The organism is Jeotgalibacillus proteolyticus (assembly GCF_002926065.1).
GTDB lineage: Bacteria > Bacillota > Bacilli > Bacillales > Jeotgalibacillaceae > Jeotgalibacillus > Jeotgalibacillus proteolyticus.
Genome location: NZ_PREZ01000001.1, coordinates 94630 through 116175, shown reverse-complemented (window position 1 = coordinate 116175; position 21546 = coordinate 94630). Strand labels below are relative to the sequence as shown.

Below are 21546 nucleotides of genomic sequence, written 5' to 3'. Positions count from 1 at the left end.
GGAGGGGGGAACTCTTTCCAATAGAGCGAGCACGGGAAAAACTTTTTTTCGGGAGGTGAAGGCGGTTGTCAAAAATTCCAACAAAGGAAACAATCAAAAGAAAAACGATCGAGGATATGAAAGCGTTGAAAGTCCACAAACCCCAGTATAATCGGCTAATCACCATTTATGCTGAGTTAATGCACCAGTACCTTTTATTGAATAAACAGTTCGAAGATGAGGGCTATCAATACGAAAGTTCTTCGGCTGCAGGGAGTGCAAAAAAATCCCCAATTGTTGCAACCCTGGAAGGATTGAGAAAAGATATTCTTGCATACTCCGATCGCCTTTGCCTTAATCCGAAAAGTGCTATCGATTCTAAAGGAAATGGGAATGATAAAACTTCAGGACTGGCGAAAATTTTAAGTGGCCTCGACTAAATTCAAAAACTATGATCTGGTGATGGAGTATGCAACCAGCATCGTAGAGCGAAGAAAACTTGCCAATAAAGAAATCATTCAAACGTGTAATAGATTTTTGGGGGATTTGAAAAATGAGAACTATGACTTCAATCCTAAAGATGCGGAATTTGTTATCGGCATAATCGAAAAAACGTTCGTCCATCAAAAAGGAGAAGACATGGAAGGTTATCCTTTACGGGGTAAGCCTTTTTTGTTACAGCCATGGCAAAAATTTGTTGTTTATAATTTGCTAGGATTTTTCCATACAGGAACGAAGAGAAGGAGATTTAAAGAAGCTTTTAACATGCTTCCCCGTAAGCAAGGTAAAACTCCATTTATGAGCGCGCTATCTTGGGGTCTTGGACTGTTAGAAAGAAAATCTGGTGCTGAAATAGTCATAGTCGGAGCGCAATTAAAACAAGCATTGCAAAGTTTTAACTTTCTTAACTACAACCTGAAAAATATGGGCGAAGAAAAGAACTTTCGTATACTTGATAACAACCAGGAACATAGCATCAGTGGTGATCTCGGTGATGGCTATTTGAGAATCGAAACAATAGCAGGCAACAGTGATCGAATGGACTCTTTGAATACTTTAGTTCAAATACTGGACGAGCTGCACCTTTATCGAAGTGCAAGCCAATACAATACTATCAAGGAATCAGGCAAAGCATATCGAAATAGTTTATGCATCGGCATAACTACTGCCGGTGACAATATGAACAGTTTTTGCTACAACCGGATGATTTATTGTCAAAAAGTATTAGATGGAATCGTGAAAGACGAACAACTATTTATCTTCATAGCAAAAGCTGATGCAGATCCTGATAGTGGGAATGTGGATTATACCAGTGCTATAGAACACGAGAAAGCAAATCCAAATTATAATGTTTCTGTTTCTGGTGAAGAGTTGATGAGTGATGCTATGCAAGCTCAAAATGATCCACAACAAAGAAAAGCATTCTTAGCAAAGTCATTAAATATTTACACCTCTGCTTTGAAGGCTTATTTCAATATTGATGAGTTTAGAAACAGTAACAAAAATTACTCCTGGACACTTCAAGAATTGGCGAAGCTGCCTATTGATTGGTTCGGTGGTTGCGATATGGCTAAACTCCATGATTTAAACGCAACAGGTTTATATGGTTCTTATCAAGGGGTGGATATTGCAATTACACATGCATTCTTCCCCATCACTCAGGCTTACATTAAAGCAGAAGAAGATAACATTCCTCTATTTGGTTGGAAGGAAGACGGATGGCTTACAATGCCAAATACACCAACAGTTGATCAAGATGATCTAGTAAAGTGGTTTATCATGATGAGGGATAGAGGATTTAAGATTAAACAAGTTGGTTTTGATAGAAAGTTTGGTCAAGAGTTCTATTTGAACATGAAAGCGAAAAGATTCAATATAGTGGATCAGCCACAGTATTTTTATAAAAAATCACAGGGGTTCAGGCGAATTGAACAAAAAGCAAAAGACGGTAAATTTTACTACCTTGGTTCTCAGGCCTATGAATATTGTGTGCAAAATGTGCAAGCCATTGAAAAAACAGACGATATGATTCAGTACGAGAAGGTAATGCCAAACCAGCGTATAGATTTATTTGATGTCAGTGTATTCGGAGCTGTCCGGATGCTTGAGAGTTTGGAAAAATCAAATTCAGCAGCTGCTTGGCTTAAAGGGGGGTGAATAATGAATGGGGTCAAAAAGAAGGTCAAAAAAGAATAGAATTGATAATCAAACACGTTCCTCTGAGTCTACGCAATCACCTGTAGGATTTCTATTATCCACTGATGCTTATGACACGCTATGTGTTCCGGGATATACGAGGATAGCTGACAATCCAGAAGTTAAAATAGCAGCGCATAAGATTTCCGAACTGATTTCTTCTATGACCATTCACTTAATGCAGAACACTGATAAGGGAGATGTGAGAGTTAAAAATGCTTTGTCACGAAAGATAGACGTAAATCCTTACAGCTTAATGACTCGAAAAGCGTGGGTTTATAACATTGTTTATACCATGCTGATTAACGGGGAAGGAAATAGCGTTGTCTACCCACAATTTAGAGATGGGTTAATTGATGAGTTAATCCCTCTCAAACCTTCAAAAGTAAATTTCATTGAAACTGATTTTGGTTATCGTGTGGAGTATGGTAGTCATTCTTATAATTATGATGAAGTACTTCATTTCACATTGAATCCAGATCCTGAAAAGCCTTATATGGGTCAAGGTTATAGAGTTGTCTTAAAAGAAATAATTAGGAATTTAAGGCAGGCAGTAGCAACAAAGAATAGTTTTATGAGTGGTAAATACATGCCCTCTCTTATAGTTAAAGTTGATTCGTTAACGGCAGAGCTTGCAAGTGAGGAAGGGCGAGATGCTGTTTTTGATAAATACTTACAGTCTAGTGAAGCAGGTAAGCCCTGGATCATACCTGCAGAAATGTTAGAGGTGGACCAAGTTACACCTTTATCTCTAAAGGACTTAGCAATAAACGAAGCAGTCGAACTGGATAAGAAAACAGTAGCAGGCATATTTAATGTTCCTGCTTTTTTTCTTGGAGTTGGCGAGTACAAAAAGGACGAATATAACAATTTTATCAATTCTACAATCCTCCCCATTGCCAAAGGAATGGAACAGGAAATAACACGGAAACTGATTCTCTCAGAGGATTGGTTTTTTCGATTTAACTCAAGAAGTCTTTATGCTTATGACCTAAATGAATTAAGGCAGTTAGGCGAGTCCATGACACGTAACATGGCGATGGGTAGAAACGAATGGCGTGATTTAGTTGGGTTCAGCCCTAGAGAAGATATGGAAGAGTTACTTGCTTTGGAGAACTTCGTTCCGGCTGATCGTCTTGGGGATCAGGCAAAATTGAAAGGTGGTGAGAACAATGAATGAACGTCAGATGAGAAGTTTTGAAGTGGATCTGACAACCAGGGCGGAACCTGAACATGGAGAAATGATTATAGAAGGTTATTTCGCTCTTTATAATTCTGAAACGGAATTATGGCCAGGAGCTTATGAAGAAATTGCACCTGGAGCATTTGACGGAATTACTGCAAATGATGTTCGTGCTCTCATCAATCATGACACGGGAAAAGTATTAGCCCGGACGGCTTCCAATACTTTAATCCTTCGGGTAGATGATAGAGGTTTGTGGGGGCAAATTCGGATTAATGAAAATGATTCAGAAGCCGTGAATCTATACCAACGTGTGAAGCGTGGGGATGTGGATCAATGTAGTTTTGGGTTTTTGGTTGAAGAAGAATCTTCTGATTATCGGGATGATGGCACTGTGAAGTGGACTTTGGTAAAAGTGGATGTGGTAGAAGTATCCGTAGTTACTTTTCCAGCTTATGCAGATACGGCAGTGGCTGCACGTCAAAAGGATATGAAGGAAGATCAACAGAGAATGCTTGAAGCAAGAAAAAACAAAGTAAGGGAGAGATTGGGAAATGGCACTAAAACAGTTAATGCTAAATAAAAAGATTGTCCAACGGAAGAAGCTGCTTGAAGAATTACGAGCAAAAGATGAAGGGTTTACTACTAGATCTGCAGAACTTGAGGCGGCAATTGAAGAAGCAGAATCGGATGAAGAAGTCACAACTGTGGAAGAAGAAGCAGCGACTTTTGAAAGTGAACAAACTGACCACGAAAACCAAAAATCTAAGCTTGAAGGTGAAATTCAAGAATTAGAAGAAGAATTGGAAGAGTTGAATAAAAACGCACCAAAAAATAAAGATGATGAGAAACGTTCTACAGCTGCATCAGTTCAAAAAAGAACGCAATCGGGGGAGGCGAATGGAATGAAAGTGAACAAAGGTTTTTTTAAAGGGATGGAACGTTCTGCAGCAACCAATTTTGTAGAGAGTAAAGAGGTAAAGCAATTTCTTGTAGATGTTCGTGAAGGTAACATTCTTTCTGAAAAACAGATGAAAAAAAGAAGTGTTGAAGGAGCTGAACTGGGTATTCCGGAAATTGTTCTGAACTTGATTCGTGACAACCTACACCGTTATTCTAAGCTAATTAATCGTGTGAATCTAAGACGCCTCAAAGGGAAAGCACGGCAAAACATTGTTGGGGATATTCCTGAAGCAATCTGGACTGAAGCCTGCGGCAAGTTGAATGAGCTTGATCTTAAATTTCACCAGATTCAAATGGATGGTTACAAAGTCGGTGGGTTTATTCCAATTTGTAACGCGACACTTGAAGACTCTGATTTTGATCTTGCGAACGAAATTTTAGACGCACTCGGCCAGGCGCTTGGACTTGGTGTTGATAAAGCACTTCTCTATGGGACCGGTGTAAAGATGCCAGTTGGAATTGTAACTCGTCTGGCGGAGACATCAAAGCCGAATTATTGGGGGCAAAACGAAAAGGAATGGGTAAATCTTTCAACCACTAACATTGGTCAGGTTAATGATGAAGATGCAAAGAAATTTTTTGCTGGTCTTGTCCGATTTAGCGGTAGAGCAAAAGCGAACTATGGCAATGGTACAAAGTTCTGGGCTATGAACGAAAATACTTATACAGAATTGCAGGCAAGAATGGTTGAATTTAATGCTGCAGGCGCTATCGTTTCAAGCATTAACGGTACTATGCCGGTTGTAGGTGGGGAGATTGAAATCCTACCATTTATGGCTGATGGAGATATTGTGGGAGGGTATGGGTCCCATTACATTTTGGTTGAGCGATCCGGCTCTACATTTGCTGTTTCTGAGCACGTTCAGTTTATTGAAGACAACACGGTGTATAAAGCTACCTCACGCTATGATGGGCGGCCAATCACCGGTAATGGATTTGTAGCAATGAACATTACTGGTCAGTCCCCGACAACATCAGTTACATTCGCACCAGATGAATCTAATGAAGTAGCCCCTGAAGTCGATGAAGAGCCAGAAGGCGCTTAAACAATAGAAAGGGTGATTTAGATGCCTAAATATGAAGTGATTAAAGACTTCACTGATCAACAAGATAATAACCATGTTTACCGAGCAGCCAGGGACAATAAACCGGGGGACAAGTTCCCTCGAAAGGGAAAAGTGAAAAAAGAAAGAATTGAAGAGCTTCTGTCTTCAGAGAATAAACGTGGAGAACCATTAATCAAAGAAGTTAAAGAAGGCGATCATTAATGTCTTATCAGAAAGAAGTTGTATTACCTTTAATTAAGCAACGCATAGGTATTCGGTCAGACATTAGAGATACGTATATTGAATCGATTATTGCGGGTGTTGAAAGTGAGATGAAGAAGAAAGGTATCCTGGTCAATAAGGAAGATCAATCACATATTATGTTTATTGTTGATTTTTCTACCTGGCGTTATCAAAACAGAGATACCATGGGCGATACACCTCGACACTTGCAGTACCGATTGAAAGAACTATATCTTCAAGCATCGGTGGCGATAAAAAATGACATTCGATGATGAATTAATATTAGTCGGTACAACTGAAGGTGAAAACCCAATGGGAGATCCAATAACCATCGATACTCAATCGGTGGTTTTTTGTAATGTCCAATCGACAACTAGATCAGAACATTACTCAGCAGCAGCCAATGGCTTGAAACCTGAAATTGTTTTTGTCGTGAATGTCTATGAGTACAACAAAGAAAAAGTTGTTATATATGACGATGATCAATACAACGTTTTAAGAACTTATCAACCTAAAAAGTCAAAAGACTTGTCTGACTTTGAAACAATTGAATTGGTTTGTGAAGGATTAAATAGTTAAAAAGGGGTGAAGGATTATGGCATTACCGAAGAGTGTCACGAAAGTTGATCGACAAGGTGGAGTAACCTTCATCTCTAATGTAGATCGAGTTAATCATACGTTAGATGAATTATGTCGGGCTGCATTGCGTGATACAGCTAAGTTAATACGCAGACAATTGATTATTAAGCTTAAAAAATTACCAGGTATGGGCGGGAGTAAAAGGATCTATACTTCCACTCAATACTGGAATCGCTCGAGATCGAAGGATTTACAAATGGGATTTAAAGCAGATGCTTGGTATGGAGCTCGAAGCGAGTTAGGCACACACGGTTCTCCTGCTCGTGGGATCCTGAGAGGAACTGTTTATGAAAATATTGACCAAATACAGCAGATTCAAGCTAAGTATTTAAGTGGTTTAAGTGCTGAAAATCCTTCACTTTCCGGTACTTCTGAAGGTGATTATAAAAGTCCTAATGGAGACGAGTCATGATAAAACTCAGATCGCATATAAACTCATTGCTTAAGACTTTTAATCCGCGAGTTTATTATCAGACTCGTTCTGCATCAGCTGCATTCCCTTATATCATTTATAGTTTCCTGCCTTCGTTCACTGAAGAGGAACTGGAAGTATTACCGTTGGACATTGACATTTGGGATAACAAAACTGATACCACAGAAATAGAAGAGTTAGCATCACAGTTGTGGAAGGACCTCAGACAATATCATCATATTGATAAGGATATGCAGTTTGTTATCTACCGTCAAAGTCGTATGCCTGAATTAGATGAAGCTGAAACTGGTTTAAGAAGAAGAAAATTAACATTTCATATAAGGTATTTTGATCGAACAATATAGTAAGAGGAGGAATTGAAATGCCGAAAAATTACAGTGGGTATACTGCGAAAACAGTTAAAAATCTATTATTGAACGCAGGAGCATTTTTTGTGGATTTTGATGTAAAAGAAGATACCTTTGACACTGCAGTTAGCAGTGGGAAATTACTTGGAGCTACTCGTGGAGGAGGCTCGTTTTCAGGCGTTCCAGAACTTCGAAGTATTGAGGTCGATGGAGTAAAGGGGAAGGCGCAAGGGTTGCAAACCATTGATTCTTGGGAAGTGAAAATGACTGCTAATGTACTTGAAGTAACAAAAGAGGGATTAGCTTATGCTTTAACTTCTGGTGAAATTAATACTAGCGATGATGATAAGTACGATATTATTACAGCTAAAAATAGTATTGATTTAACTGATTATATTTCGAATATCACTTTTGTGGGAACTAAATCAGGAACTGAAGCCCCAGTAATCATTCAAATCTATAATGCCTTAAATACTAATGGTTTAACGTTGCAGACTCAGGACAAAGGAGAGGCTGTAATTGCAATGGAATTTGAAGGGCATTTCAAAGAGGGGAAACTTGATACACCACCATTTAAGATCTTTTATCCAAGGGTAGTAACTGAGGCTTCTAACTAACCAGCATCCTTTTACAGGGTGCTTATTTTATTTTGAAAACGGAGGGATACAATTGAAAGTTAGTACTGAACAAGCCTTTGATATGCTGCCTCACGCAGCAGACATTTATACCAAACTTAATGTAAGGGATTATTTGCAAAAGAATGTTTTTAAGCCAAAGAAAGGTGAAAGTACATCTATTGCGAAAAAGTTAGCAGGGGCTGACATGATAGCTTATATCTTGAAAAACTTACCCAAAGCGAAAAGTGACTTCTTCCATATCATTGCAATATTTGAGAGTAAAAAAGTTGAAGAAGTAAAAAGCCAACCATTAACACAAACAATGGTCTCAATTAAAGCGATTATCACGGATAAGGATCTGATGGATTTTTTCAAGGAGTCTGTCTAGTTGGGTACGAAGAATCGTTAATGATTTTTCATAAATACTATTCTCTTGATTTTGTCATGAAGATGAGACTCAGACAGATGAGCAGGTTATTACTTGAAGCACTGTTGAAACAACAAAAAGAAGAGGCTTATCAACTTTATTTAGCTTTGCGTCCAAACATGACGGAAGAAAACTATCAGACCTTTGATGAATTTTACGAGCCTCTAATAAACAATGAAGAAGTTGAAAATAAAACGTCAGGCGAAATTTTAAGCGAAGTTAAAGACTTACTGAATTCGCATACCTGGAGGTGAGAGGATGGAGATCTTTAAGCTTTTTGGATCCATCATGGTAGATTCTGATGGGGCTGAAAAATCGATTTCTAAGACTGGTAAAGAAGCTGAGGGACTAGGCTCAAAGCTTGGAAATGGGATTAAAACAGCCGCAAAGTTTGGGGCTGCATTGGTCGCAGGAGCAACAGCGGCCATAGGTGGAATGGTTGCGTTAGGTTTACGAGTTGGTAATATGGCTGATGAAATTCTTGATCTTAACTCCATCACAGGTATGTCTACAGAAGAAATTCAGAAATGGCGGAAAGTGGCTGAGGTTGCTGGAGTTGGTGCCAATTCAATGACGAATGCTTCACAAAAGCTTACCAGAAGCTTAGATATGATGTCGGAAGGTACCGGCAAAGGTGCAGAATCACTTGCAAAGCTTGGCTTTTCTTTTCAAGAAATTGAAGCTATGTCAGCTGACGAACGAATGAATGTTTTAACTGAAGCTCTGGCCGGGGTAGAAGATGAAACAGAACGTGCACGGATCGGTACTGATTTGTTCGGTGGTTCCTGGAAGGAAATTGCACCAATTGTCGCCATGGGTGCGGATGAAATGAAGAAGGCAAAAGATTCAGCGAACATAATTTCTGAAGATGATTTGATTAAAGCGAATAATTTCCGTATTGCAGTCGCAGATATGAAAGATCAAATGGGCTTTTTTGTTACTCAATTAGGTATTGCAGTGCTTCCGATCTTGGAAGTGCTTTTTAATTGGTTTGGATCCAAAATGCCAATGATCAAAACTTTTTCAGAAAATGCAATCAATGGAGTCATTACAGTAGCGAGTAATCTAGGCGATTATTTCACAGGGAATTTATTGCCTAAATTAAATGCCTTGTGGGAATGGGTACAGCCTTATTTGCCTTTAATAAAAGATTTCTTTTTTGATACATTCCGATCAACGATGGACCTGCTTTCTGAATTTGGTAGTTGGTTGTATGACAAAGCAATTTCCAGGCTACAGGAGTTGTGGGATTGGATTTCTCCACACATGCCCATGATTAAAGATGCATTTGCTACAGCTTTTCAGGCAATGCAGGATGCAGTATCAGACACGATTAATTTCATTAGGGATTTAACCGGCTGGTTTGAAGATCATTGGTCGATTGTAGAGCCGATTTTAATTGGGATAGCTGCAGGAGCTGCAGTATTTCAGGTGATTACTACTGCCATGGCATTATATCGTGGCACAATGATACTAGCTACAGCTGCACAAATCGCATTTAATACAGCATTGACTATTAATCCAATTGGTCTCATTGTTGTGGCAATTGGCTTGCTAGTCGCGGCTGGTGTGTATCTATGGCAAAACTGGGATGTAGTGAAGACGAAGCTGAATGAATTGTGGTCAGCAATGACAGGAAAATTCACCGATATAAAAAACAAAGTAGTCGCAAGAGTGACGGAGCTTGCTGTCTCAGCCGTGGCAAAATTTGAAGAACTGAAATCGAAGGCTACAGCAAAGGTAGTTGAATTAGCTACTGGGGTTGTATCTCGTTTTCTTGAGCTGAAGAACAATGCCTCAAAGAAGGTAAATGAATTGAAGACAGCCATTGTGAATAAATTTCAGGAAGCGAAAACAGGAGCTTCGAACAAAGTCAATGAGTTGAAAAATGATGCTGTTGCAAAATTTTCAAGTATTCTAACCTCTGCTAGAGAAAAGTTTAATGCAGTGAAGTCAGCCATTATGACGCCCATTAATAATGCTCGTGATGCCGTCGGGAGAGCAGTTGAAAAGATAAAGGGATTCTTCACCGGAATGAAGTTATCCTTACCAAAGATCAAAGTGCCTAGCTTTAGCTTAAAAAATTGGTCAAACAACCCAATAGATTGGATTGGCAATATGCCTAAGATCGCAATCAATTGGAACGCAAAAGGTGCTCTCTTTACAAAACCGACTGTGTTTAATACTCCTATGGGGCTGCAGGGATTCGGGGAAGCTGGTCCCGAGGCGGCATTGCCTTTAACAGAATCCGTGTTAGGGATGATCGGAAGGAAGATAGCTGACACAATGGAACCTAAAGAGGTCCCTGAGGATTCAGACATCATCATTCACAATACAATTGTTTTAGATGGAAAAGTGATAGAAGAAAGCGTGACTAAAAGACAAAAAAGAAAGACTGGAAGGAGGACGCCTCGTGATAAATCTATCCTTTAACCGAGAAAGAAAACCGATTTTTCTTGTTAAAGGCAGGAGGAAGGCTCCTTTTTCTCCTATCTCCAGGAATATTAGAAAATATAAAAAAGGTCATCGGTTAGTTTCTACCGAGACGGAGCTATTAGAAATACTTCAACCTTTCGCGTTTGAGGCGTCCAATGATGATGATGAATTAGCTTTTATGGATGAACTATCAGAATGGCTTGTGACAGAAGAAATTTGCCCCTTGCAATTTGATGATGAGCCGGGAAGAACTTATCATGCAGTGGTGCAAAATACAATTGACGATTTCGAAAAAATAGGATCATATAGGGTTGGGACGATTCAATTTTTAAGTTTTTATTCTACTGGGGAAAGCCATAGCCTGGCTCTAGGAACGAGCTTTAATCCTTTTACTATTAAAGGAAAAAAGAAAACACCTTGGACAAGCAGAACAACATTCACTGTTCCTCAATCATCCTTTACCTTGGAGAACAATCTGGGCGGCAAGGTCGTTTTAAAATATAACTTCGTCGGCGGTGACGTTTTAGAAATTGATTATGATAAACGTAAAGTCATGCTCAATGGTAATGCCCTGCAAGTTGCTTTGCAGATTCAGTCAGTATGGTTTGATCTCAAGCCAGGGCAGCTGCAGCTGAAGGCAAGTCATGCGACTACACTCAGTTACATGGAAAGATTTTATTAGGAGGAACCGTTTATGATTGACGACTTTATCAATCTCACTCAAGGTCAATTACTAATAAAATATTGGTGGATATGGGGTGGACTTATAGTCATTTTTCTCATCTCAAAAATCAATGATAAGGTCAAATGAAAATTTCTTTTAAGAATTTTATATTAATTTCTTTAAATTTTAGATCAAACAAAATTTTGAGAATTCTTTACCTAACTTTGATAATTTAACATTATCATGTAACGCATTATCTCTAGCTCCAAGATGAACATCTCCCGAATAAGTTTCTAAAAAACCAAAATTACGAAGCTTATTAATAGAAGCAAGAATAAAGTACGGGTCGTTAGATCGTCTGTTTCTAATTCTAGAGATTGGCGTTAAATCATCTTGATCATATAGAAGAACTAGCATTTCAACGTTAATTTCATTTAGATCGTCCAATGTTTCCGTGAAAAAATCAAATTGGTTAAATGAGTGAGCATTAACTCCGTTTAGAATGGAGTTAAGAAAAAGTTTTTGGAAATTTCGTCTTTTCATTTCTCTTGCTTCTCTTTCAACTTTTCTACAAACTTTTTCAATAAGCATTGTAAGGTATTCATCATCGTGCTTAGCAGTTTTTAATGCAGTAGTTAGCTCAGAATCAAGTCGCTCTAATTCTATTGCTATGACTTCAAAGAACTTGTCAATTCTCTCAGCTTCCTTCTCTGCTTTAACTGAAGAGTAAATGCCTGAGAAAACCCACCCCACATAGGGGAGTTTGCCAATGCCAGATGCAACAACTTCATTAAACATATCTTTTTTATTCACCTATCTCACAACCTCTCTACTAATCTAGGAATATAATACCATAGGAAGGAGGAAACCAATGTCAGAGTTATATATTTTTAACCAAGACGATAAAATAATCACAACATTAACCGAATCCACAGGGCTTATCAGTACCTGGTTTAAAGATCATTTAAACCTCGTACCTGATGAGCCTTTTATATTCACTGTGGAAGCAGACACAGAGGAAGCCAAGCACGTTGTAGAGGAAAATCAAGTGGTCTTTCGAGATAAAGAAGGAGACTTTCGCCTTTTTGTTATCAAGGAATTAGATGATAGTGATCGTGAAGAAGGTCCAATGACAATCGCAACGTGTGAGCCTGCTTTTATGGAGCTTAAAGAGCATATTGTAGTTGATCGGCGCTTTGTGGATCAGACAGCTCAAACAGTATTAAATGCCGCGCTTCAAGGCACACGATGGAGTGGAGAAGTAGAGGCTGATCTTGGCAGAGAAACAACAAATTTTTATTACGTTTCTGCTGTGGATAGTGTGTGGAAAACTCATGAAATATGGGGCGGAGACATTAAAGATGTCGTCGAATTTGACGGCAATGAAATTACTGCCCGAAAGATTAAGTTGCTGCAGCGTCTTGGAGTGGATCGCGGTCACCGGTTTGATATTGATCATAACATTGATGAAATACAGCGTACGGTTTTATCCTACCCTGTTACTGCTCTGTATGGTCGTGGTGCTTCATTGCCAATTGAAGATGATGAAGGCAACGAAACTGGTGGCTTTACAAGATATATTGACTTTGCAGAAGTGGAATGGAAAAAATCAAACGGTGATCCGGTTGATAAGCCTCGTGGTCAGCAATGGGTTGGGGATCCGGAAGCTTTACAAAAGTATGGCAGAAAGAATGAAGGTAAGCTGCTCCCCAGGGAAGCGATTTTCTCTAATCAGGATTATGAGGATCCAGCTCAGTTGTTATCCGCCACATGGGACCAGCTGCAGGTCTCCAAAGATCCAGAAGTCCACTACCGGTTATCGGTACATTTACTCGAAACCATTGCCGGCTATGAACATGAGAAAGTAAGCTTGGGTGATACGTCCCAGGCCATTGATCGTAATTTTAGTCGTCCTATTGAAATTCAATCCAGGGTGATCGGACTTGAATATGATGTCCTAGATATTGAAGGAACTGCAGTAGCTGAAATGGGTCAGTTCTTATCAGTTCATGACTATGATGATCGGCTGGAGCGAGTCATTGGAACGATTAACGATAACCGGGGTAAATGGGAGCAGGATAAAAAAGTTAATTTGGACAGCTATCCGGACATTCCCCCGGCTATGCCAGCTAATGTTGTAGTGGTTGGCGGCTTCCAAGTCATACAGCTTTATTGGGAGCTTAATACAGAGCTGTATTTCCGTCATTATGAAGTCTATGCCTCACGGGTCAGTGGCTTTGTTCCAGATGCGCAACACTTGATTTATAAAGGCACACTCAATGCCTTAGCCCATCCGGTAGAAACAGATGAAGTTTGGTATTACCGGATCCGTGCAGTTAATTTTCATGGCCGGCCATCTGAATTTACACAGGAGTACCAGGGCAGCTCTATTCGAGTGATTTCTGAGGATATATTGTTTGGTCCTGACATTGCTGCAGAACTTCGAAAGTTAGGTGACATAGTAGCTGATGGATCACTTAGCATTAATAAGTTTAAAAATGAGACATTAGAAGCTATTCAGGAAACAGCCCGGCAGTATACGGATGCAGAAATACGTGAAACTGAAAATGCTTTTAATCGAGAACTGGCCGATAAAGCAGGCATTAATTATGTGGATGGACAATTTGACCTGGCTAACAGTAATCTGCAAAACAGGGTAAGTGAGATTAACCAAGACCTAGCCAAAAGAGCTGGTCTTTCTTACGTTAATGGAAGATTTGATTTAATCGACAGTGATCTAAACAAAGCGCTTGGTGACATTAACTTAATAACGGGTGATCTATCCGGGCTTGATACAAGGGTGGCTGTACTCCAAGATACGGCAGTTAATCTTCAAACGAGAGTCGGTAATAGTGAAAGTGCTCTTGCAGCTGCAGGCGGTCGGATAACTTCCATTGAAACCGATATCAACACGATCGAGGGAACACTTGCTGTTACGATTGATCAGTTAGCGAATGTGGATGGGGTGCTGAGTAGCCAACAAACACAGATTAACGCCAATGCTCAAGCCATTACGATTAAAGCAGATCAGGAAGAAGTAGACACACTTACGGGTACAGTAAGCGTGCTGGGTTCTGAACTATCTGTACAAGCAGGGCTGATTGGAGCGAAAGCTGAAGCCTCAGAACTAATTACGGTTGATAATCGGGTGACCGGAGTTAGAAATGACCTGTCTTCTCTGCAAGTAAGAGCTGATGGCATATCAGCTAATGTTAGTACGTTGAGAACTGATTTTGATGGATTAGAGTTTGGTGGACGGAATTTCATCCTAAATTCAACCTTCAGCAAACATCGAGAAAATTGGGGCTTCGGTATGACAGCACAATTTATCGACAATATGATAAATGGTTTGCCAGGTGTTGTGTTAAGTAGACAAAGTTTTACGGGTGATTCAAGAGCGTTTTTATCTCAAACAAGAAGTTTACACTTGCAAGTCGGAGAAAAATACACATATTCAGGATGGTTTTACATTGATTCTGATATACCACTTGATGTTATTAATTCTAGTTTCTTTATTAGAACGTATGCAGAAGGCACAAGCGGAACATTCATTGATTTTATAAATCAACAAGTGAATTTATCGAATTACGATTATGATAAATGGTACTTTTTCGAAAGAACTGGTGTTATACCAGAAGGTTTCGAAGGTACTTCAGATGTTAGATTTGCATTAGGAAGAAATGGAAAAATAAGATTGTCTGGCTTAAAATTTGAAAAAGGTAGTAAAGCAACTGATTGGTCACAAGCTCATGAAGATGTTGATGATTCAATTAATGCGGTTCAATTTTTCGCGTCAGGGATAGAACAAAAAGCTGACTCAATCGCCTTAAACGTTACGTCGCTTTCGCAGACCGTAAATGGTCATGCTGCTTCGATTACTAACGCGCAAACGTCAATCACTCAGTTAAACAGCTCAATCACGAACAAGGCTGAAAGATCAGAAGTGACAACCGTTGACGGGCGCGTAACAGGGGTTAGAAATGATTTGTCGGTGCTGCAAGTGAGCGTGAATGGTATATCGTCGTCTGTTACATCATTGACAAATGATTTTAACGGGCTAGAATTTGGCGGGCGGAACTATTACACAGGAACGACAAAAGATTTTAGAAGCGTTACTTTTAGCGGATGGGATAATTATTTTAGTTATGTGAATATCGGAGAGGAAACGCCTTTTAAAACAGGGGATAAAGTGACAGGCAGAATGTTTTTGAAACCTCAAAACCATCCTGTTACTATTCATTTAGAGTTCAGAAACGAGACAACATACATCAAACAGTCTTTTGGAAACTATATAACCGCAGGTTATGAAGGTTATAGCATAGTAACGACAGATATTCCAACAGGTGCAACAAGAATGAGGTTATCTATCCGGCATAATAGCGGATCAACGACGACAAACACGGTTCAATACAAAGAAATGAAGTTAGAAAGAGGTAATAAACCGACAGACTGGACGCCCTCACCAGAAGACACAGACGCGGCAATATCAACCGTCCAGAGCTTCGCGTCCAGCGTGGATCAGAAAGCAAATTCAATACAATCAAGCGTTACATCCTTGATTCAGACTGTTAACGGGCATTCGTCTTCCATTTCAAGCGCTCAGTCATCAATCACTCAGTTAAACGGTTCAATAACTGCAAAGGCTGAGCAAAGTCAAGTTGATACTATCGAGGGTAAAGTTTCCAGTGTTCAAAGTGATTTAGCTTCATTGACAGTAGGTGTAAATGGTATTTCAACAAGTGTTTCAGCTTTGAGAAATGATTTTGACGGACTGGAAATAGGCGGGCGTAACCTTGCACCTAACTCAACAGGAAATTACGGATTAGGGAGCGGATTGACCGGTTGGCGGACAATTAATACAGGGGGCATCCTCAGCGTAGAGGAAGGATTAAACGGCAATAAGTCTTTAAGTCGTTCAATTACAGCGGGTTCAGGTGGGCTTTATACACCATTCGGAACAGTGGCTGGAGGACAGAAGTATACTGTTTCCTTTTGGGTTAAAGTAGAGAAAAGCGCATCTGTATCTCATCTATTAAAATTTAGAACTGCTTTAGGCGTTGAATCAAACCCTATTCCCGCGCTTAGTAGAACTATTAGTCCTGACAAATGGGTACTATTTGTAACAACATTTTTAGTTCCTGAGGATATTGTTCTAGCTGCAACAACACCGAGATTATCAGCAGGGGCAGACGCTTACCCTATAAGAATGTGGATCACGCAATACAAAATGGAACGTGGAGAAAAAGCGACAGATTGGACACCAGCACCTGAGGATATAGAAAATCGATTTTCATCCACAGAAACATCCATAAATCAGTTATCTACTGAAATAGGATTAAGAGCTAGACAAACAACCGTTGACAGTTTGACTGGAAGAATGTCAGATGCTGAATCTACCCTGCTAATTCAAGCAGATCAGATTTCATCCAGGGTAACACGTAACGGCATTGTCTCCGCAATTAATCAAACACCGGAGTCCATAAAGATTAATGCAGGCTTAATTGACCTTATTGGTGATGTCTTTATCAATAATGGCAGGGCGGTTATTTCTAATTTGGCTGTTGGCACAGCTGCAATTGCAAATGGTGCGATAACGAATGCCAAACTTGGCACTGCCATAATAGGAGAGGCCCAGATACAAACTGGTGCCATTACAAATGCCAAGATAGCTAATGCAGCCATTGACAGCGCCAAGATCGCTAGTGTGGATGCCGTGAAGATCAATAGTGGATTAATCACTGGTACAGAGATACGTACAGCAAGCACGCAAAATTACTTGTTTCTGCGTAATCAAACCTTAGATTTTATCAATGGGAACTTGGTTAAAATGAGAATCGGTTTTATGGATGAAAATAATAATGTTGCTGCAGAACCATATCTCACAATGGGAGCAGGTAATTCAGTAGGTCGCGACAAAATGCATATCGAAAAACAGACCGGTTATTTCTCTATGATTTATACACCGGGTAACAGTGGTCAAAGTAGCTTGAGAATGTCAAACGAAGGTAATGCAGAGCTCCAAGCCCGAAACGATCTTTATTTAGGTGGAGGGCGCATTATCGCAAGAACTCAGATTATTAGCAACGATGGAAGTGATTATTACATTAATGGTAGTGGTGGACTCACGACAACATTAGCAGCAAGACCATTAATCGCGGGTGGTTTGAGATCAAGTGGCACGAATCTTTATTTGGCAACTGGTGTTGGGCAGACTGGTGAAGTACGAGCAACGGATGCGAATGGCTATGCTGCAGGAGGTACCATCTATTATGTCCCTATGAGAGCAAGAAGCTTTCCAACGAGTACTTCGTTAAGAGAAAACAAAAGGGATATTGAGGTCTTCAAAGAAGATGCTTTATCTGTAATAAAAAATGCTAAAACATACCTGTATCGGATCAAAGATGATCCTACGGGTTATTTGCAGTTAGGTTTGATGGTAGATGAAACGCCTCGTACTATGCATGGAGAAGCTGGCGACAGCATTGAAATGTATGCTTTAGGCTCTTATCTATGGCGTGGTCAGCAACAAGCTGCTTATAAACTTGATGAGCATGAGTATGAGATCAACATGCTTAAAATGGAAAATCAGTTACTGAAAGCAAGGATCAAAAAACTAGAAAACGCTGCAGCGTAAAAGGAGAATGCAAAATGAAATTTCACATTGAAAACAGCAAGATTAATGGAGCTATTAACTTACTATCGCAATTGAGCTTAAAAGGTACAAATTCACGTCACCGATCAAAAATGATTAAAGCATTATCAACTCACTTAAAGGAGGTGGGAGATGATGAAAAAGAAATTTTGAAGCAGCATTGTCGCCTGGATGAACATGGAGAGCCGAAGAAAACGGCAGATGGTAGAGCATGGGATGTTAAAGACCTAAAAACCTTTGTAAAAGATCGTGATGAACTGTATGCAGAAAAACTGATCTTGGAAGGCGGAAAGGCTTGGGGTTATCTTCGTACTGTAAAAGACATTCTTTTAGAGTGTGAAATGGAATGGTCCGGAGCTGATGCTGAAATCTATGATTACCTTTGTGACGAGTTCGAACGAATTGAAGAAGAAGGATTGCAAGAAGAAACTAAAGAAGAGTCAGAGGAAAAGAGTGCCTAAACGGGCGCTCTTTTTTTACTATAAATAAGGAGAGTGTTAAAGATGGGATTAGTTGAAAAATTACAGATTAGAGTGAGCAATATGCAGTTTGTGGATGTAGAAGAAGGTCAGGTGGTCCATGTACGATTTAATGCCACTGACGCTCAACAACAGATCAATATGAATGGATATGTTGTAGCTACCACACAAGAATTCTTCTCAAGTAGTACATCATCTGAAGGGATCACAGAGCTTGTAAGAGGGAAGATCCTGGCCAGACTTGGAGAACCAGCAGAGGAAGAGAAAGAAACTGAATAGATGAAAGGACTCGGCAATTACGCCGGGTCCTTACTTGTATTAAAGGGGGATTCTATGGAAATAGCGCAGGAAATTGCTAATTCACAAGCAGTGTGGGCTTTTTGTTGCATTATCTTAGCTGCAGCTGTCATTCGGGAAATGCGTAAAGAAAATATAGAGAGAGAAAAAGAACTGAAAGAATCCAATTCGGTGGCCAGGGCAGAGGCCCAGCGAAGAGAGGAACGGTTATTAAATCATTTAGATCGTTCTAATGAAATTCAGCAACAAACATCTACTGCGCTTCAATCCATACAGAGAACAATGATCACCATTGAAAGCCGTGTAGACCGCGTGGAGAAAAAAATATATCGAAAGCGAGAGGATCAATAATGGAAATGGAAGCTGTATTATTATTTGCAAGTATCCTAGCACCTATGGTTTTAGCGTTAATAGAGGTAGCAAAGAAAACAGGACCTATACCGAAAAATTTCATTCCACTCATTGCCCTAGCAATGGGTATTTTTATTGGCTTCGCAGCGAGTCCATTTACCGACTTAGACAGCACGTTACGCATGTGGGCTGGTGGGTTTGCCGGTTTATGTGCTACAGGGCTTTTTGAGATTGGAAAGAAGAGATCCGGATTAACAAAGGAGGCTGAATAACTATGTTAGATATACGAGATAGAGGACACGGACCAAATACGTATCCACCAAGCAAAGGCGTACCTCAAATGCCAGAGTTTTCATTCAACAATGCCGTAGTAAGTTACGCAGCTCAAATACTCGGAAACAAAATAAAAGGTGAAGAAGCTCAGTCTGCTACTGCATTAGACGTGCCACTTGTCACAAGAACGAATAGATATAATGCTGCATTTAGAGCAGCTAAAGATGCAATAGGTTCCTCCCATCATGCAAACTGGAACGACAATCCTTCTGTTAGAGGGTTTGGCGTTTTTTATTGGCACAATAACCCCAAATCTAAGAGGCTTGCTGAAATGTATCTTGCTGAATATAAGAGGGAGTTTCCAGATCTTCCAATTTGGGGTACCGGATTGTTTGCTTCAATGCCTGGATCATGGACAAACTTCCATATGACTAGGGTGCCCAATTACCCGGCGGTCTTAGTAGAGTGGGGCTTCATGTCCAGCCCACAAGATCTTAGATTGTTAATGTCGGACGATTATCGAAGACGTTGCGGAAAAGTAGCTGCTAAAGTCACGTGTGCCTGGTATGGAATTCCGTTTGTAGAAGGCGGAAAAGTTGTTCCGATTAAACCAGCTCAAACAATTCAGCCGGTTGTTGATAAAGCACCACCTGCAGTTGGTCAGGAAGTTGTCCATTTACCTCCAGCTGCTTCATCATGGAGACTTTACCCAACAAACAAGGCTCCTGTTAAAGGGAATGAGATGGCTTTCCTTAACCCTGCTAAGTTTGGAGGACTTTCATACACGATAATTGCCCGTCCGCAGGCGAATGTTGTTACGATTCAAACTTCCCAATTTGGCAAAGGGAATATCTTTGTTGGGCCTGGCACCGGAGCAACATTCTCAAGTAATCAAACTTCTCCAGCAAAACCATTGCCTAAAAAGCGTTTCGTGAAGTTGCCAGCTAGATCAGGAGGAGTAAACAATACTTCATGGGCTTTGTATCATCTAAACAAACCACCAAGACGCTCTCCTGCTTCTAATATTAAATTAGAGCTTAATCCTCATAAGTTTGGCGGGCTAGAATATGAGGTGCTTGGTAATCATTCTGACTTTGTAAATGTCGTAAAGATTAAATCGGCACAAGCTGGCGAGGGTTGGATCTATGTTGGCAAAGAGACAGGTGCTAAGTTTGAAACTAGATAATGAATACCCCTCTACCTAAAGGTAGAGGGGTAATTTTAATCAATTTTCAGTACTGTACTTTTTAATTTTCAATCCTTCTGGTATAAAATCATACCTTTTTAATTTTTCATGAATCAATTCGCTATTAGATTGATTTGAATAAATTTCTTTAAAAACTTGGAGGTCAGCTAACCCGTCTTTATTTAGATACTCTTTTTCAACTAATATATCAGAAATATAGTTTCTGAACTTTACATAACCGTCATATGCTTCAGCTGCCTCTTGATTATTAACATGATAATGTCCATTGTGTACAATACTGTTTCTTAACTTATAAGTGTTTTTGTACCATATTTTTGCGACTGGGTGATTTTCGAACTTGAGTTTCACACCTAATTTTCGAGATAAATTTTGTTCGATTAACAATCTGAATTGTTTCTTTTTAATTTCCTTTAACTCCTTATCAATTTCTTCTTTTTGCTTGCTTTTTTTTTCACCGTCTTTAACTATTATTAATCGAAGTGTATTACGAATAAAAATTTCAAATGAAGTTTGAAGTTCAATAACAGCAGATACAAAGTCCTCAGTTTCAATAGAATGTTTTGCATTGGATAGAAATCTTTCCACTAACCCAAATTCCGGATGTTTTTCCCATGTAGCTAATGTTTGTTGAGCTAGTTGTAGTTTCACATCAGGTAACTTTTCAACTTGTTGTATCAATTTCATAGGGGAAGTTATATAAGGATAAACCTCTCCATCAATCTCTATTTCAAGAAAATCAGGCAAATCGTAAATACTTAAAGTGTTTATATAATTTAGATTATAAGTAAACCTTAGTGCTGATAAAAAATCATTTGTGTATCCTAAACAGTTGTATAGCACCCCACTCAAAATTTCTTGGACTTCGTCGGGTATATTCTTACCATCGAATATGTATGTGATTTTTAGTTTAGTGTTCTTAATTTCTTCATAGTTATCTTTATCTTCTGAAACATAAAATGTATCTTCTGCAAACTCGATTTGGAATGCTTTACTTTCGGTTTTATCAAAATTTTCGTAGTAACTAACTATTTTGTGTTCTAGTTCAATAGGCAGAATATAAGGTAGGGGGATTTCTATGTGCGCTTTCAATAATTTCACCTCCATGATTATTAAT

General features: G+C 39.4%; 23 protein-coding genes. 21 read left to right on the top strand and 2 right to left on the bottom strand.

The features are described 5' to 3' along the window. Window positions 1–65 precede the first annotated feature (65 nt). From C4B60_RS00630 to C4B60_RS00560, 15 genes are all read left to right on the top strand, one after another. A complete protein-coding gene (locus C4B60_RS00630) occupies window positions 66–419 on the top strand; it encodes a P27 family phage terminase small subunit (protein WP_104055687.1) in 354 nt (117 codons plus the stop codon). A 22-nt stretch (window positions 420–441) separates the two neighbouring features. After that, window positions 442–2136 (top strand): terminase large subunit, encoded by a 1695-nt coding sequence (locus C4B60_RS00625; RefSeq protein ID WP_104055685.1) that lies wholly within the window; start codon window positions 442–444, stop codon window positions 2134–2136. Between the two features lie 7 nt (window positions 2137–2143). Next, a complete protein-coding gene (locus C4B60_RS00620) occupies window positions 2144–3355 on the top strand; it encodes a phage portal protein (protein WP_104055683.1) in 1212 nt (403 codons plus the stop codon). Next, a complete protein-coding gene (locus tag C4B60_RS00615; protein ID WP_104055681.1) occupies window positions 3348–3941 on the top strand; it encodes an HK97 family phage prohead protease in 594 nt (197 codons plus the stop codon). Before C4B60_RS00620 ends, C4B60_RS00615 begins: the two co-directional genes overlap by 8 nt. Next, the gene (locus C4B60_RS00610) at window positions 3913–5367 is read left to right on the top strand and encodes a phage major capsid protein (protein WP_104055678.1); all 1455 of its coding nucleotides are present in this window, start codon (window positions 3913–3915) and stop codon (window positions 5365–5367) included. The genes C4B60_RS00615 and C4B60_RS00610 overlap by 29 nt, the downstream gene beginning before the upstream one ends. 21 nt (window positions 5368–5388) lie before the next feature. Beyond that, entirely contained in the window at window positions 5389–5589 is a 201-nt protein-coding gene (locus C4B60_RS00605; protein WP_104055676.1) for a hypothetical protein, read from the top strand. Continuing rightward, window positions 5589–5882, top strand: a complete 294-nt coding sequence (locus C4B60_RS00600) for a hypothetical protein (protein WP_104055673.1) — start codon at window positions 5589–5591, stop codon at window positions 5880–5882. Before C4B60_RS00605 ends, C4B60_RS00600 begins: the two co-directional genes overlap by 1 nt. Then, window positions 5869–6189 (top strand): phage head closure protein, encoded by a 321-nt coding sequence (locus C4B60_RS00595; RefSeq protein ID WP_104055671.1) that lies wholly within the window; start codon window positions 5869–5871, stop codon window positions 6187–6189. Before C4B60_RS00600 ends, C4B60_RS00595 begins: the two co-directional genes overlap by 14 nt. Window positions 6190–6205: 16 nt before the next feature. Beyond that, on the top strand, window positions 6206–6661 hold the full coding sequence (locus C4B60_RS00590; protein ID WP_104055669.1) for a hypothetical protein: 456 nt from the start codon (window positions 6206–6208) through the stop codon (window positions 6659–6661). A gap of 26 nt (window positions 6662–6687) precedes the next feature. Further along, the gene (locus tag C4B60_RS00585; protein ID WP_167578540.1) at window positions 6688–7026 is read left to right on the top strand and encodes a hypothetical protein; all 339 of its coding nucleotides are present in this window, start codon (window positions 6688–6690) and stop codon (window positions 7024–7026) included. 17 nt (window positions 7027–7043) lie between these two features. Further along, window positions 7044–7646 carry a hypothetical protein gene (locus C4B60_RS00580; RefSeq protein WP_104055665.1) on the top strand — a complete coding sequence of 201 codons (603 nt, stop codon included), beginning with the start codon at window positions 7044–7046 and terminating at the stop codon, window positions 7644–7646. A 52-nt stretch (window positions 7647–7698) separates the two neighbouring features. After that, complete coding sequence (locus tag C4B60_RS00575) at window positions 7699–8034, top strand: hypothetical protein (protein ID WP_104055663.1); 336 nt, start codon at window positions 7699–7701, stop codon at window positions 8032–8034. Window positions 8035–8111: 77 nt separating this feature from the next. Beyond that, window positions 8112–8327 carry a hypothetical protein gene (locus C4B60_RS00570; RefSeq protein WP_135122081.1) on the top strand — a complete coding sequence of 72 codons (216 nt, stop codon included), beginning with the start codon at window positions 8112–8114 and terminating at the stop codon, window positions 8325–8327. A gap of 4 nt (window positions 8328–8331) precedes the next feature. Continuing rightward, on the top strand, window positions 8332–10506 hold the full coding sequence (locus C4B60_RS00565; protein WP_104055659.1) for a phage tail tape measure protein: 2175 nt from the start codon (window positions 8332–8334) through the stop codon (window positions 10504–10506). Then, window positions 10487–11191: a distal tail protein Dit gene (locus tag C4B60_RS00560; RefSeq protein WP_167578539.1), complete on the top strand. Its 705-nt coding sequence runs from the start codon at window positions 10487–10489 to the stop codon at window positions 11189–11191. Before C4B60_RS00565 ends, C4B60_RS00560 begins: the two co-directional genes overlap by 20 nt. A 168-nt stretch (window positions 11192–11359) precedes the next feature. Here C4B60_RS00560 and C4B60_RS00555 read toward each other — a convergent pair whose 3' ends face one another. Then, the gene (locus C4B60_RS00555; protein ID WP_104055656.1) at window positions 11360–11986 is read right to left on the bottom strand and encodes a hypothetical protein; all 627 of its coding nucleotides are present in this window, start codon (window positions 11984–11986) and stop codon (window positions 11360–11362) included. A gap of 58 nt (window positions 11987–12044) precedes the next feature. On the opposite strand from C4B60_RS00555, the gene C4B60_RS00550 reads away from it, so the two are divergent. From C4B60_RS00550 to C4B60_RS00525, 6 genes are read left to right on the top strand one after another with little or no spacing between them, the layout of a single operon-like run. Continuing rightward, window positions 12045–17807 (top strand): phage tail spike protein, encoded by a 5763-nt coding sequence (locus tag C4B60_RS00550; RefSeq protein ID WP_104055654.1) that lies wholly within the window; start codon window positions 12045–12047, stop codon window positions 17805–17807. Between the two features lie 14 nt (window positions 17808–17821). Beyond that, complete coding sequence (locus C4B60_RS21585) at window positions 17822–18286, top strand: hypothetical protein (protein ID WP_209020046.1); 465 nt, start codon at window positions 17822–17824, stop codon at window positions 18284–18286. A gap of 33 nt (window positions 18287–18319) precedes the next feature. After that, entirely contained in the window at window positions 18320–18583 is a 264-nt protein-coding gene (locus C4B60_RS00540; RefSeq protein WP_167578538.1) for a hypothetical protein, read from the top strand. 54 nt (window positions 18584–18637) lie between these two features. Continuing rightward, window positions 18638–18952, top strand: a complete 315-nt coding sequence (locus C4B60_RS00535; RefSeq protein ID WP_104056623.1) for a hypothetical protein — start codon at window positions 18638–18640, stop codon at window positions 18950–18952. Window positions 18953–18957: 5 nt separating this feature from the next. Further along, entirely contained in the window at window positions 18958–19224 is a 267-nt protein-coding gene (locus tag C4B60_RS00530) for a holin (RefSeq protein ID WP_104056622.1), read from the top strand. Between the two features lie 2 nt (window positions 19225–19226). Further along, window positions 19227–20411, top strand: coding sequence for an N-acetylmuramoyl-L-alanine amidase family protein (locus tag C4B60_RS00525; protein ID WP_104055651.1), 1185 nt, complete (start codon window positions 19227–19229; stop codon window positions 20409–20411). Window positions 20412–20450: 39 nt separating this feature from the next. On the opposite strand, the gene C4B60_RS00520 is transcribed toward C4B60_RS00525, so the two are convergent. Continuing rightward, window positions 20451–21536 carry a HEPN domain-containing protein gene (locus C4B60_RS00520; RefSeq protein WP_135122079.1) on the bottom strand — a complete coding sequence of 362 codons (1086 nt, stop codon included), beginning with the start codon at window positions 21534–21536 and terminating at the stop codon, window positions 20451–20453. Window positions 21537–21546: the final 10 nt, after the last annotated feature.

Bases quoted from the DNA above. Each gene is read 5' to 3' on its own strand.
- C4B60_RS00570 (WP_135122081.1), top strand. From the start codon at position 8,112: ATGAGCAGGTTATTACTTGAAGCACTGTTGAAACAACAAAAAGAAGAG.
- C4B60_RS00565 (WP_104055659.1), top strand. From the start codon at position 8,332: ATGGAGATCTTTAAGCTTTTTGGATCCATCATGGTAGATTCTGATGGG.
- C4B60_RS00550 (WP_104055654.1), top strand. From the start codon at position 12,045: ATGTCAGAGTTATATATTTTTAACCAAGACGATAAAATAATCACAACA.
- C4B60_RS00605 (WP_104055676.1), top strand. From the start codon at position 5,389: ATGCCTAAATATGAAGTGATTAAAGACTTCACTGATCAACAAGATAAT.
- C4B60_RS00520 (WP_135122079.1), bottom strand. From the start codon at position 21,536: ATGGAGGTGAAATTATTGAAAGCGCACATAGAAATCCCCCTACCTTAT.
- C4B60_RS00590 (WP_104055669.1), top strand. From the start codon at position 6,206: ATGGCATTACCGAAGAGTGTCACGAAAGTTGATCGACAAGGTGGAGTA.
- C4B60_RS00610 (WP_104055678.1), top strand. From the start codon at position 3,913: ATGGCACTAAAACAGTTAATGCTAAATAAAAAGATTGTCCAACGGAAG.
- C4B60_RS00525 (WP_104055651.1), top strand. From the start codon at position 19,227: ATGTTAGATATACGAGATAGAGGACACGGACCAAATACGTATCCACCA.
- C4B60_RS00535 (WP_104056623.1), top strand. From the start codon at position 18,638: ATGGAAATAGCGCAGGAAATTGCTAATTCACAAGCAGTGTGGGCTTTT.
- C4B60_RS00600 (WP_104055673.1), top strand. From the start codon at position 5,589: ATGTCTTATCAGAAAGAAGTTGTATTACCTTTAATTAAGCAACGCATA.
- C4B60_RS21585 (WP_209020046.1), top strand. From the start codon at position 17,822: ATGAAATTTCACATTGAAAACAGCAAGATTAATGGAGCTATTAACTTA.
- C4B60_RS00625 (WP_104055685.1), top strand. From the start codon at position 442: ATGGAGTATGCAACCAGCATCGTAGAGCGAAGAAAACTTGCCAATAAA.
- C4B60_RS00530 (WP_104056622.1), top strand. From the start codon at position 18,958: ATGGAAGCTGTATTATTATTTGCAAGTATCCTAGCACCTATGGTTTTA.
- C4B60_RS00615 (WP_104055681.1), top strand. From the start codon at position 3,348: ATGAATGAACGTCAGATGAGAAGTTTTGAAGTGGATCTGACAACCAGG.
- C4B60_RS00620 (WP_104055683.1), top strand. From the start codon at position 2,144: ATGGGGTCAAAAAGAAGGTCAAAAAAGAATAGAATTGATAATCAAACA.
- C4B60_RS00595 (WP_104055671.1), top strand. From the start codon at position 5,869: ATGACATTCGATGATGAATTAATATTAGTCGGTACAACTGAAGGTGAA.
- C4B60_RS00580 (WP_104055665.1), top strand. From the start codon at position 7,044: ATGCCGAAAAATTACAGTGGGTATACTGCGAAAACAGTTAAAAATCTA.